The sequence below is a fragment of the Methylobacterium aquaticum genome (genome assembly GCF_001043915.1).
Classification (GTDB): domain Bacteria; phylum Pseudomonadota; class Alphaproteobacteria; order Rhizobiales; family Beijerinckiaceae; genus Methylobacterium; species Methylobacterium aquaticum.
In genome coordinates this window covers 1-12,104 of record NZ_LABX01000179.1, presented here as the reverse complement: position 1 = coordinate 12,104, position 12,104 = coordinate 1, and the positions used below count along the sequence as shown (strand labels likewise).

Sequence of the window (12,104 nt, the reverse complement as noted above, 5' to 3'; positions counted from 1 at the left end):
CCAGGAACGAGCCCATCCGCGACAGGTCGCGCTTGGTCGTGTAGCCGTAGAGGCTGGTCGCCCCGAACATCGCCGCCGTGATGAAGAAGGTGCGGGCGATGCTGGTGCCGGTGAAGACCAGGAAGATCGAGGCCAGGGACAGGCCCATCACCCCGCAGAAGGTCCAGAACAGGGCGTGGGCGGTGCCGGCCGAGATCCGGTCGGCCCGGAAGGACAGCACCATGATGAAGGCCAGTGGGGCCAGCATCACGACGTATTTGAGCGGCGTGCCGAAGAGCGGCTTGTAGAGCGCCGGGGTCGACGAGACGCCGAGCGCCACGAGGCCGGTCAGCGCCAGGCCGAGGCCCATCGTGTTGTAGACCCGCAGCATGTGCCGCCGCAGGCCCTCGTCGAAGACCGCACCGGCGGGGGCCGCGTGGGTCTGCCAGGCGTAGGGGGTGTTCATCGGGGAGATCGCTCCGGGATGGGGACGGGTGAGGACGTCAGTGCCGCAGGGCCGCCAGGGTGGCGGCGGCGCGGCCGAGATCGGGTTCGCTGCCCGAACCGCTGAGCGCGTAGGCGCCGTTCCCGGCCGTCCAGTAGACCGTGACGGCCTCCGGCGAGCGGACGATGGCGGGGGCGCTCGCCTCCGCCTCCGGCGAGCGGGTGGCGAAGAGCGCGACCTTGCCGAGGCTCCCGGCGTCGATCGCCACCTCGACGCCCGCGCCGCTGCGCGAGGGGAAGATCTGCATGTCGTCAACGCGCCAATCCGACGGCAGGTCAGGCAGGGCGATGCCGGTCGCCGCCTCGACCTCGCGGCGGTCATAGGCCGGGGTCGGGCGCTGCGAGGTCACCCGGGCGCGCACCAGGGCGGCCTGGCGGGCCTGGAGCGCCTCCTCGACGAAGGCCGGGGAATAGGTCGAGGCGTTGGTGTTCTGCACCCCGAAATCGCCGGTCTCGTTGTGGAGGAGCCAGCCGGTCCCGACCAGCATGGCGATCACGGCGGCCCGCTGGAGCCGCGCGCCGATGCGCCGCCAGGTCAGCGCCCGATCGAGGCGACGGGCCGCCGCGGCGAGGCGCTCAGGGGAAGGGCCGGGCCGCACCCCCGCGCTCTCCACCGGCCCGAAGGCCGCCCGGAGGGCATCGCGGGTATGCAGGTCGGCCATCACCCGGGCCGCCACCTCGGGCCGTGCCGCCAGGTGCTCCTCGACCTCGATCCGCCGGCCGAGATCGAGTTGGCCATCGATATAGGCGTTGAGGTCAGCCTCGGTGATCGGATCCATCATCGCCTCCGGTGACTGCTCGCCGTTCATCACGACGCCCTCGCGCTGGAGCCGCCCTCGACCACGCGCAGGCGCGGTCGCTCTGGCGCATCCTCGGGAGCCGCCCGGCGCGCGCCGCCGCTCTCGATCGTGCGGAGCGCCGCCCTGGCCCGCCCGAGGCGCGACATCAGCGTGCCGATCGGGATGCCGAGCACGTCGGCGGCCTCCTGGTAGGCCAGCCCCTCGATGGTCACGAGGTGAAGGGCCTCGCGCTGCTCCGCCGGCAGGCGCTGGAACGCCTCGCGCACTTGGGCCAGGCGCACATGCCCTTCCTGCGCCGGCGGCGTCGCCTCCTCGACGAGGTGGCCGAGGGCATCGGCGTAGCGCGCCTCGACCTTGCGGCGGCGCTGCTCGTCGATGAAGGCGTTGTGCAGCACCGTCATCAGCCAGGTGCGCAGGTTGGTGCCGGGGCGCAGGGAGCCCTGGCGTTCGAGGGCGCGCACGAGGGTGTCGTGCACGAGGTCGTCGGCCTGCGCGGGATCGCGCGTCAGGGACCGGGCATACCGCCGGAGCGGGACCAGGAGGTCGAGGACGTCGGGGCGCTTGCGAAGCATCATGATGGGTGAACGTGCGCCGGGCGGTGCCTAATCCCGCGCGTGTTCGCCGATGGGCCGAGCGCGGTCACATCGGCGTGAGCGATGAGGCGCGGCCCCGACTCGCGACAAGGGGCCCGCAGCGGGGCCCCTCGCTCGTCTCAGGCGATGTCCGTTCAGTGCGACAGGATCCGCGACAGGAAGGTCTGGGCGCGCTCGCTGCGGGGCGACCCGAAGAACTCCTCCTTCTGCGCGTCCTCGACGATCTCGCCCTTGTCCATGAAGATCACCCGGTGGGCGACCTTGCGGGCGAACCCCATCTCGTGGGTCACCACCATCATGGTCATGCCCTCGCGGGCCAGCTCGACCATCACGTCCAGCACCTCCCCGACCATCTCGGGGTCGAGGGCCGAGGTCGGCTCGTCGAACAGCATCACGATCGGGTTCATGGCGAGCGCCCGGGCAATCGCCACGCGCTGCTGCTGGCCGCCGGAGAGCTGGCCCGGGAACTTGTGGGCATGGGCCTTGAGGCCGACCCGCTCCAGCAGGGCCAGGCCCTTGGCCTCCGCCTCGTCCTTGCCCCGGCCCAGCACCTTGCGCTGGGCGAGGCTCAGGTTGTCGGTGATCGACAGATGCGGAAACAGCTCGAAATGCTGGAACACCATGCCGACCCGCGAGCGCAGCTTGGGCAGGTTGGTCTTCCTGTCGGCGATCTTGGTGCCGTCGACGGTGATCTGGCCCTTCTGGAACGGCTCGAGAGCGTTGACGCACTTGATGAGCGTCGACTTGCCGGAGCCCGAGGGGCCGCAGACCACCACCACCTCGCCCTTGGTGACGGCGGTGGTGCAGTTCGTCAGCACCTGGAAGTCGCCGTACCACTTCGAGACGCTGTCGATGGCGATCATCGGGCCGGTGGTCGCCGTCACGGGCGGCTGCCCGGTGAGCAGGGTGCCGACGGGGCCGGTGCCCGGCGCCGCGCCGGAAGCGGCCTGCGGCTCCGAAACCGGGCTGACGGGCGGCATCGCGGAGGAGGTCATGGCGGCAAACCCTATCGGATGATGGCGACCCGGCGCTGCAAGCGGCGCACCAGGAGCGAGGCGATGAAGCAGATGGTAAAGTAGACGACGGCTGCGAACAGGTACATCTCGACCAGGCGGCCGTCGCGCTGCGCGATCTTCGAGGCGGCGCCGAGGAAGTCGGTGATCGACAGCACGTAGACCAGCGAGGTGTCCTGGAACAGCACGATGGTCTGGGTCAGCAGCACCGGCAGCATGTTGCGGAACGCCTGGGGCAGGATGACGTTGGCCATCGACTGCCAGTAGGTGAGGCCGAGAGCCGAGGCCGCCGCCGCCTGCCCCTTGGGGATCGACTGGATGCCCGCCCGCATGATCTCGGAGAAATACGCCGCCTCGAACAGCGTGAAGGTGATGAGCGAGGACGAGAAGGCGCCGACCTGGATCGGCCGCTCGGCCCCGATGATCCACTGCCCGATATACGGCACCAGAAAGTAGAACCAGAAGATCACCAGCACCAGCGGCAGCGAGCGCATGAAGTTGACGTAGACCTTGGCGATCTGCGGCAGCACCGGCAGGCCGGAGAGCCGCATCATGGCGATCAGCGTGCCGAGGATCACCCCGCCGACCGCCGCCAGCGCGGTCAGCGTCAGCGTGAAGGTCATGCCGTCGAGAAAGAGGTAGCGCCACGAATTCAGGATGACGCCGAAATCGAAATTCGAGAACATCGCGGGCCCGTATCCGATTATCGTGAGAGGATCAGCGACCCGGCACCGCGACGCGGCGCTCGATCACTCCGGCGACGGTCACCACCAGGAGGTTGATGACGATGTAGATCACGGTCGCGGCGGTGAACGCCTCGAAGACCTGGAACGAGAATTCCTGCATCGCGCGGGCGCGGGCGGTCAGTTCCAGGAGCCCGATGGTCAGCGCCACCGACGTGTTCTTCAGGTTGTTGAGGAACTCGGAGGTCAGCGGCGGCAGGATGATGCGGTAGGCGTTGGGCAGCAGCACGTAGCGGTAGGTCTGGGCGGTGGTGAGCCCGAGGGCCGTGCCGGCCATGCGCTGGCCCCGCGGCAGGGCCTGGATGCCGGCCCGCACCTGCTCGGCGACGCGCGAGGCGGTGAAGAAGCCGAGGCAGACGACGGCGGTGTAGAACGGCGCGTTCGGCAGCTGCTTTAGCCAGGTGCCCCAGGATTCCGGCAGCACCTCCGGCAGCACGAAGTACCAGAGGAACATCTGCACCAGGAGCGGGATGTTGCGGAACAGCTCGACATAGGCGTTGCCGACCGCCTGCGCCGCCCGGCTCGGCAGGGTGCGCAGCACGCCGACCACCGAGCCGATCGTGAAGGCGACGACCCAGGCGCAGAGGGCGGTGAGGATCGTCCAAAGCAGGCCCGACACCAGCATGTCGGCGTAGGTGCCGGTCCCCTCGGGCGATGCCTCGAAGAAGATGCCCCAGTTCCAGTTGTAGTTCATGCCCTGTCTTCCGGGTGCGCCTGATGTCCGATGGTATACGGTTTTCCGCGCCGGGCGAGGCGGGAAGCGGCCGAGGGCACAGGGAAAAGTGCCGAGGGACGGAGAAGGCTCGGCGCCGCCGCCGGTGAGGCGGCGGCGCCCCGCGTCAACTCAATAGGCAGCCGGGTCCGGGCTGTCGCTCGGCTTGGCGAAGGCGCCCTTCAGCGCGTCGCTCATCGGCAGGTTCAGGTTGATGTCCCGCGGCGGGATCGGCGCCATGAACCACTTGTCGTACGTGACCTTGCTGTCCGGGCTCTTGTAGAAGGCGGCGGTGGCGGCGTCCGCGACCTTCTTGAACGGCGCATCGTCCTTGCGCAGCATGATGCCGTAGGGCTCGGGCTTCGACAGGGCGTCGGTCGAGATCGCGTAGGCGGTCGGCTCCTTGGAGGAGGCGGCCAGCGAGGCGAGCAGCACGTCGTCCATCACGAAGGCCGCGGCGCGGCCGGTCTCGACCATCAGGAACGCCTCGGCATGGTCCTTGGCCGGCAGGATCGTGATGCCGAGCTTCTTCTCGGCATTGTACTCGTTGATCTGCTTGATGTTGGTCGTGCCCGAGGTCGACACGACGGTCTTGCCCTTCAGGTCCTCGAACTTCGTCAGGCCGCTCGCCTTCTTGGCGATGAAGCGGTTGGCGGTGAGGAAGTGGGTGTTGGTGAAGGCGACCTGCTTCTGCCGCTCGACGTTGTTGGTGGTCGATCCGCATTCGAGGTCGACGGTGCCGTTGGCGATCAGCGGGATGCGCGTCGCCGAGGTCACCGGGTTGAGCCTGACCTCGAGCTTGTCGAGCTTCAGCTCGGACTTCACCGCGTCGACGATCTTGTAGCAGATGTCCATCGCGAAGCCGACCGGCTTCTGGTTGTTGTCGAGATAGGAGAACGGCACCGAGGAATCGCGGTAGGCCAGCGTGATCTGCCCGGTCTCCTTGATCTTCTTCAGCGTCCCGGTCAGATCCTGGGCTGAGGCGGCTCCCGCGGAGGCCGCCAGGCCGGCGAGCAGGACGGGAAGCAGGCTTCTCAAACGCATTCGTGCTCTCCTCTTGGGCATCGACCTAGTCCGCCACGGCGATCATCACGTCAAGGGTGGGGTGAGGGATGGCGGTGCGCCCGGGCGGGGCGTTCTGCTGAAGTCCCTGCATATCGACCGAATGCCTGCCCGGCCGTCCCGCCAGCAAGGCGTGGGCCAACCGGGCCGGCCGCTCGACCGGGCCGGTCCGCGCAGCGGGTCTGTTGCACCCGGAACCCGCCCGCGCGAAGGTACCCCGCCCGACGATCCGCGCCTTGGCGGCACGGATCCTGCCCGGGACCCGTGACGACCCCGCGACGACGGACCGACAAGACCGATGCAGATCGCCACGCCCTACCTGATGTTCCTCGGCGACGTGCCCGACCGGCTCGCCGCCAAGACCGCCTACGGCATCGTCGACTGGCGGCCCGAATGGTGTGTCGGGCAAACGCGCCTGCCCGGTTGCGCCGCCGATCTCGGCATCCCGGACCTGACGATCGCCGAGGGGGTGGGACGAGGCGCCCGCACGCTGATCGTCGGCGTGGTCAATGCCGGCGGCGTGCTGCCGCCGCACTGGATCGCCACCATCGTCGAGGCGATCGAGGGCGGGCTCGACGTGGCGAGCGGGCTCCATACCCGCCTCGGCTCGGTTCCGGCGATCGCCGAGGCCGCCACCCGCCACGGACGCCAGCTGCACGACGTGCGCCATTCCGACCAGCGCTTCGACACCGGCAAGGGCACGCGGCGGCCCGGCCGGCGGTTGCTGACCGTCGGCACGGACTGCTCGGTCGGCAAGAAGTACACCGTGCTGGCGCTCGAGAAGGGCATGCGGGCCCGCGGCCTCGACGCCGATTTCCGCGCCACCGGCCAGACCGGGGTGTTCATCTCCGGCCGCGGCGTCGCCATCGACGCGGTGGTGGCCGACTTCATCTCCGGTGCCGTCGAGTGGATCGCGCCTGCCGCCGATCCGCACCATTGGGACCTGATCGAGGGTCAGGGCTCGCTGTTCCATCCGAGCTTCGCCGGCGTCAGCCTCGGCCTGCTGCACGGCGCTCAAGCGGACGCCTTCGTGGTCTGCCACGAGCCGACCCGCACGACGATGCGCGGCGTGACGCATCCGCTGCCGAGCCTCCAGGAGGTGATCGACCTCACCGTGCAGCTCGGCCGCCTGACCAACCCGGAGATCCGCCCGACCGGCATCGCCATCAACACCCAGGCCCTGGAGGACGGGGAGGCGCGGGCGCTCCTGGAAAAACTCGCCGCCGAGCACGGCCTGCCGGCGACCGATCCGGTGCGGTTCGGGGTCGAGGGGCTGGTCGACCGGCTGGTGGCGGAGTTCCCGGCGTGATCCGGCTCGCGACGACAATCGAGCACTGGCCGATCGCCGGCCGCTTCACCATCTCGCGCGGCAGCCGGACGGAGGCCGTGGTGGTGACGGCCACGATCACCGACGGCACGATCACCGGCCGGGGCGAGTGCGTGCCGTATGCCCGCTACGGCGAGACCGTGGAGGGCGTGCGCGACCTGATCGCCGCGCAAGGAGAGGCGCTGGCCGCCGGACTCACCCGCCAGGACCTCGCCGCCCGGATGCCGGCGGGCGCGGCCCGCAACGCCCTCGACTGTGCCCTGTGGGATTTCGAGGCCAAGCGGACCGGCACGCCCGCTCACGGGCTCGCCGGCATCCCGGCGCCCGCGCCGGTCACGACCTGCTACACGCTGAGCCTCGGCGCGCCGGAGGAGATGGCGGCGGCGGCCCATCTGGCGGCGGCGCGGCCGCTCCTGAAGGTGAAGCTCGGCGGGGCGGGCGACCCGGAGCGGATCGCCGCGGTGCGCGGGGGCGCGCCGGATTCGCGGCTCGTCGTCGACGCCAACGAGGCGTGGTCGGCCGAGACGCTGGAGGCCAACCTCGCGGCCTGCGCGGCGGCCGGGGTCGAGCTGATCGAGCAGCCCCTGCCGGCGGGCGACGACGGGCTGCTCGCCCGGATCGCGCGCCCGATCCCGATCTGCGCCGACGAGAGCCTGCATGGCGAGGTCGACCTCGACGCCTTGCGGGATCGCTACGACGCGATCAACATCAAGCTCGACAAGGCCGGCGGCCTCACCGAGGCGCTGCGCCTCGCGCGAGACGCGCGGGAGCGGGGCCTGTCGATCATGGTCGGCTGCATGCTCGGCACCTCGCTCGCCATGGCGCCGGCGATGCTCCTGTCGGGTTATGCCGACGTCGTCGACCTCGACGGCCCGCTGCTGCTGGCCCGCGACCGCGACCCGGGGCTGCTCTTCGAGGGGAGCCTGGTCCACCCGCCGCAGCCGGCCCTGTGGGGCTGAACAGGCTTTTTGAGCGACACCGACCTTCGGCCGAACCCGGCGCGCTTGCGCCGGGCCGGCAAAGGGTGCTCTCTGGCGTCCAGGGACCGGGAACGGGTCCCTCATCCGGGAGAGACGACAACGCCATGATCCTGGTCAGCGTGATGTATCCGGGCGGCGCCGACGCGCTGCCCTTCGACCTCGACTACTACCTCAAGCACCACATGCCGCTGGTGCGCGAGCGCTGGTCCTCGATGGGCCTGGAGACGGTCGAGGTGGTCAAGGCCAGCGGCACGCCGGACGGCAGCCCGGCGCCGTTCCAGGTGATGGCGCTCCTCACCTTCCGCTCGCTCGACGATTTCCAGAAGGCGGGGGCGGCCCACGGTCAGGAGATCTTCGGGGACATCCCGAACTTCTTCAAGGGCCAGCCGGTGGTGCAGATCAACGAGCCGCAGAGCTTCTGACCGTTTCGAGCGCCGTTCGGTCGCGCGGCGATCGGACGGCGCTCCAGGTTTGCCGCCGCCAAATGTCTTCGCCCACCCGGCCTCGCCGTCGTCGGACCATGTTCTCACGATGATCGACATCGTCAAGGTTCTGCGCGAGCAGCATCCGGAACTCGGCCCCTATGTGATCGCCCTGCGCGAGCGGTCGGGGCTGGTGGCGCCGGACGATCCCGACGCGCTCGCCGCAGAGGTGCGGGACTGGGCCGCCACCGAGGCGCCCAGCACCGCCTATAGCCGGCGCAGCGTGACCTACACGCTGTTCCCGGGCCTGCCGGAGGAGACCCGCACCCTCGGCGTCGTCGCCTTCGAGAGCGCGGCGGACCTCGCCCGCTTCGCCACCCGCTGGACCTGATCGCTCACCGGCTCCGTGCGGCGACATCGCGCGGGGCCGACAGGCCCACGGCCAGGCGGGCGCTGACGGTCAGGCCGAGATCGATGCAGAGCACCAGCAGGATGCCGGCGAGCAGGGCGATGACGGCCGCCTGAGCGCGGGGGCTGAACCCGGCCACCGTCGGTCGGGGCGGCTGCGCCACAGCGACCGGGGCGGGCGGGCCATCGGGCTCCGCCACGGTCTCCTCGGAGGTTGCCGGCACCGCGTCCGGGATGGCGTCGAGAGCGGCGAACCGGGGGCGGTAGCCGCCCACCGGGACGGTGACCCGCACGTCCAGCCCTCTTGAATGCTGGGCGTAGGCGTCGTCCAGCGCCCGGCGCAGGCGCCCGGCCTCGACCCGCACGCTCGGATCCAGGCTCGGGTCGAAATCGGGGCCGCGGCCGAGGGCCTGGGTGGCGATGGTATAGGCTTTGATGGTCGCGCCGCGCCCGGCCAGCTCCTCCTCGACCACGAACCGCAGGAAGCGCGCGAGCTTGGTCGAGCGCTGAAAGGGCGGCGCGCGCAGCAGGGTCTCCAGGGTCTCGACCACGCGGCCGGCCGGCACGGCCTCCTCGGTCTCGGACATCGCACTGCCTTCCCGGCGCGGCCGGAGGCACACTCCGAACCCTCGCGTCCCGCTGCCCGACGCAGACGGATCCAAAAACTCCCATCCAGTATAGGGGCGCGGTCGTGAGATGTTAGCCCTCCCCGCCCAGGAAGACGACCGGCGCTGGGGATAGGCCGGGCGGAACGGTGGTGCGTTCAGTTGCCATGGGGCGGGAACGGCACGGTGAAGATCAGCTCGCGGGTCTCGTCGCGAACCTCGACGCGCCAGGCACGCCAGTCGATGCAGGTCGCTTCCGGACCGTTCATCGCATCGGCGATCAGGGTCCGCGCCTGGCGGTACGCCTCGGCGAGATCACGGCAATCGAGCCCGGCCTCGTCCGGCACGCTCTGCGTCGAATCCATGATGTCGAAGAAGTAGCGCGGCACGGCGGGTCGGACTCGAGGCTTTAGAGGGTCGGGAAAAAAGCAACACCACCGTCTCGCCGGTTGCCGGCCTTGCGCCGCGTAGCAATGTCGAGGATGACCGGTTTGTTCACAAGCTGGAAACAGAGGACACCGGTCAAAGTTCCACCGGTGGTTCGCCGGATGGATCCAGGTCTTGGGGTCCCAGGATGAACTCATGATGAACTTTTGCGCCGGTTCCTTGCCCGGCCATCGCGGGGCGCGGTTCAGCGCATCTCCCGCTCGGCACCGCCGCGCCAGGCCGGCTGCCGGTCATGGGCGGTCAGGGTGTCCCGGGACGGCGCGCGGCCCGCCTCCGCCACGGCGGCCTGCAATCCCGCCCCGATCGAGCGCCCGGCCTCCGCGGCGGCGGCCTCGACCATCCGCACGCGCAGCGAGTCGGACAGCGCCGCGACAACCGGTCCGGCGGTCGACCCGGGCGCCTCGGCCTGTGCCGTCCGGGCCGGGGAGGGCGCCTCGCCGAGGCGCAACGGCGACAGGTAATAGATCGCGCCGATCACCAGCCCGGCGCGCAGCCAGAAGGCCATTGCGTTCCCCCTCGACCCGTCCTTCCGCGGCGCCGCCGCGGGTGGTGGCGGCACTCTGGGGTCGCAATGGTGAAGCCTTCCCGGCCGGGCGGCGGCGATCTCGCGACATGCCTAACGGCCGGACCTCGGCCGTGGATCCTGTTCGCAACCCCCGCCGGGGCCTTCAATTTTTCTGAGCATCCTGCTCAAGCGATTTGATCTTTTCGACAAGGGCGGCCTCCGCCTAGACTTCTCCCACGCCAAGCTGCCTCCCTCCGGCTCTAGAACAACGATCAGGACCCAGAATGTCCGCACCCTTGCCGACCGACATCGAGATCGCCCGCGCCGCCACGTTGCAGCCGATCACCGCGATTGCGGAGCGTCTCGGCATCCCCGACGAGGCCCTGCATCCCTACGGGCGGCACATCGCCAAGATCGACCACGCCCATATCCGGGGTCTGGAGGCGAAGCCCGAGGGCAAGCTGGTCCTGGTGACGGCGATCAGCCCGACCCCGGCCGGCGAGGGCAAGACCACCACCACGGTGGGCCTCGGCGACGCGCTCAACCGCATCGGCCGCAAGACGGTGATCTGCCTGCGCGAGCCGTCGCTCGGCCCGTGCTTCGGCATGAAGGGCGGGGCGGCCGGCGGCGGCAAGGCCCAGGTGGTACCGATGGAGGCGATCAACCTCCATTTCACCGGCGATTTCCACGCCATCACCTCGGCCCACAGCCTCGCCGCGGCCCTGATCGACAACCACATCTACTGGGGCAACACCCTCGACATCGACCTGCGCCGGGTGGCGTTCCGGCGCGTCCTCGACATGAACGACCGGGCGCTGCGCACCATCACCCAGAGCCTGGGCGGCGTCGCCAACGGCTATCCGCGGGAGGACGGCTTCGACATCACCGTCGCCTCCGAGGTGATGGCGGTGTTCTGCCTCGCCCGCGACCTCGCCGACCTGGAGGCGCGCCTCGGCCGGATCGTGGTGGCGGAGAGCCGTGACCGCAAGCCGGTGACGCTCGCCGACCTCAAGGCCACCGGCGCCATGACGGTGCTGCTCAAGGACGCGCTGCAACCCAACCTCGTCCAGACCCTCGAGGGCAGCCCGGCGCTGATCCATGGCGGGCCCTTCGCCAACATCGCCCATGGCTGCAACTCGGTGATCGCGACCCGCGCGGGCCTGCGGCTCGGCGACTACGTGGTGACGGAGGCCGGCTTCGGCGCCGATCTCGGGGCGGAGAAGTTCTTCGACATCAAGTGCCGGCAGGCGGGCCTGAGCCCCTCGGCGGTGGTCATCGTCGCGACCGTGCGCGCCCTCAAGATGCATGGCGGCGTCGCCAAGGGCGATCTCGGCCGCGAGAACGTCGCGGCGCTGGAGCGGGGATTCGCCAACCTCGCCCGCCACGTCGAGAACGTGCGCCGCTTCGGCGCGCCGGTCGTTGTTGCGGTCAACCACTTCTACGCCGACACCGAGGCCGAGCACGCGGCCCTCAAGGCGCTCTGCCGCGACCGCCTCGACGTCGAGGCGATCACCTGCCGGCACTGGGCCGAGGGCGGCGCCGGTGCCGAGGGCCTCGCCCATGCCGTCGCGTCCCTCGCCGATGGCGGCCCGGCCGCGGCGCCGCGCTTCGTCTACCCGGACGCGATGCCGCTCGAGGACAAGATCCGCACCATCGCCCAGACGCTCTACGGCGCCGCCGACATCCAGGTGGAATCGAAGGCGGCGGCCAAGCTCGCGGCGTTCCAGAAGGGCGGCCACGGCCATTTGCCGGTCTGCATGGCCAAGACACAGTATTCGTTCTCGACCGATCCGAGCCTGACCGGGGCCCCGAGCGGCCACGTGGTGGCGGTGCGCGACGTGCGCCTCTCGGCCGGAGCCGGCTTCGTGGTGGCGATCTGCGGGGAGATCATGACCATGCCGGGCCTGCCGAAGGTGCCGGCGGCCGAGGGCATCCATCTCGACGCCGAGGGCCGGATCGAGGGATTGTTCTGATCGCGTCGGTCCCGTCGATCTCGGGCAAGCC

General features: G+C 70.3%; 15 protein-coding genes. 5 read left to right on the top strand and 10 right to left on the bottom strand.

The genetic code is table 11. From position 1 onward, the window contains the following. The 7 genes from VP06_RS22300 to VP06_RS22270 form a co-directional block, all read right to left on the bottom strand. Window positions 1-445 (bottom strand): Bax inhibitor-1/YccA family protein (locus VP06_RS22300; RefSeq protein ID WP_048465986.1); only part of this gene is annotated, 445 nt, incomplete at its 3' end. 37 nt (window positions 446-482) lie between these two features. Beyond that, window positions 483-1,265: an anti-sigma factor family protein gene (locus tag VP06_RS22295; protein WP_048465989.1), complete on the bottom strand. Its 783-nt coding sequence runs from the start codon at window positions 1,263-1,265 to the stop codon at window positions 483-485. Window positions 1,266-1,291: 26 nt separating this feature from the next. Next, on the bottom strand, window positions 1,292-1,855 hold the full coding sequence (locus VP06_RS22290; protein ID WP_425350940.1) for a sigma-70 family RNA polymerase sigma factor: 564 nt from the start codon (window positions 1,853-1,855) through the stop codon (window positions 1,292-1,294). 155 nt (window positions 1,856-2,010) lie between these two features. Continuing rightward, window positions 2,011-2,739: an amino acid ABC transporter ATP-binding protein gene (locus tag VP06_RS22285; protein ID WP_048465988.1), complete on the bottom strand. Its 729-nt coding sequence runs from the start codon at window positions 2,737-2,739 to the stop codon at window positions 2,011-2,013. A 143-nt stretch (window positions 2,740-2,882) separates the two neighbouring features. Further along, the gene (locus VP06_RS22280; protein ID WP_048465984.1) at window positions 2,883-3,575 is read right to left on the bottom strand and encodes an amino acid ABC transporter permease; all 693 of its coding nucleotides are present in this window, start codon (window positions 3,573-3,575) and stop codon (window positions 2,883-2,885) included. Between the two features lie 31 nt (window positions 3,576-3,606). After that, window positions 3,607-4,326 (bottom strand): amino acid ABC transporter permease, encoded by a 720-nt coding sequence (locus VP06_RS22275; protein ID WP_048465983.1) that lies wholly within the window; start codon window positions 4,324-4,326, stop codon window positions 3,607-3,609. A gap of 150 nt (window positions 4,327-4,476) precedes the next feature. Beyond that, window positions 4,477-5,388, bottom strand: a complete 912-nt coding sequence (locus VP06_RS22270; RefSeq protein ID WP_048465982.1) for an amino acid ABC transporter substrate-binding protein — start codon at window positions 5,386-5,388, stop codon at window positions 4,477-4,479. A gap of 316 nt (window positions 5,389-5,704) precedes the next feature. Here VP06_RS22270 and dgcN point away from each other — a divergent pair, with 316 nt between their 5' ends. The 4 genes from dgcN (at window position 5,705) to VP06_RS22250 (ending at window position 8,526) form a co-directional block, all read left to right on the top strand. Continuing rightward, window positions 5,705-6,715, top strand: coding sequence for an N-acetyltransferase DgcN (gene dgcN / locus VP06_RS22265; RefSeq protein WP_048465981.1), 1,011 nt, complete (start codon window positions 5,705-5,707; stop codon window positions 6,713-6,715). Continuing rightward, window positions 6,712-7,692, top strand: coding sequence for an N-acetyl-D-Glu racemase DgcA (dgcA, locus tag VP06_RS22260; protein ID WP_048465980.1), 981 nt, complete (start codon window positions 6,712-6,714; stop codon window positions 7,690-7,692). The genes dgcN and dgcA overlap by 4 nt, the downstream gene beginning before the upstream one ends. Before the next feature lie 125 nt (window positions 7,693-7,817). Next, window positions 7,818-8,135, top strand: a complete 318-nt coding sequence (locus tag VP06_RS22255) for an EthD family reductase (protein WP_048465979.1) — start codon at window positions 7,818-7,820, stop codon at window positions 8,133-8,135. 109 nt (window positions 8,136-8,244) lie between these two features. Next, window positions 8,245-8,526, top strand: coding sequence for a hypothetical protein (locus tag VP06_RS22250; protein ID WP_048465978.1), 282 nt, complete (start codon window positions 8,245-8,247; stop codon window positions 8,524-8,526). Window positions 8,527-8,530: 4 nt separating this feature from the next. Here the strand turns inward: VP06_RS22250 and VP06_RS22245 are convergent, their stop codons facing one another. The 3 genes from VP06_RS22245 to VP06_RS22235 all read right to left on the bottom strand — a co-directional run bounded on the left by VP06_RS22245 (window position 8,531) and on the right by VP06_RS22235 (window position 10,100). Next, window positions 8,531-9,130, bottom strand: coding sequence for a hypothetical protein (locus VP06_RS22245; protein WP_048465977.1), 600 nt, complete (start codon window positions 9,128-9,130; stop codon window positions 8,531-8,533). 176 nt (window positions 9,131-9,306) lie between these two features. Next, the gene (locus VP06_RS22240) at window positions 9,307-9,537 is read right to left on the bottom strand and encodes a DUF6894 family protein (protein WP_048465976.1); all 231 of its coding nucleotides are present in this window, start codon (window positions 9,535-9,537) and stop codon (window positions 9,307-9,309) included. A gap of 242 nt (window positions 9,538-9,779) precedes the next feature. Beyond that, window positions 9,780-10,100 (bottom strand): hypothetical protein, encoded by a 321-nt coding sequence (locus VP06_RS22235; RefSeq protein WP_048465975.1) that lies wholly within the window; start codon window positions 10,098-10,100, stop codon window positions 9,780-9,782. A gap of 296 nt (window positions 10,101-10,396) precedes the next feature. Here VP06_RS22235 and VP06_RS22230 point away from each other — a divergent pair, with 296 nt between their 5' ends. Beyond that, window positions 10,397-12,073 carry a formate--tetrahydrofolate ligase gene (locus tag VP06_RS22230; protein ID WP_048465987.1) on the top strand — a complete coding sequence of 559 codons (1,677 nt, stop codon included), beginning with the start codon at window positions 10,397-10,399 and terminating at the stop codon, window positions 12,071-12,073. Window positions 12,074-12,104 lie beyond the last annotated feature (31 nt).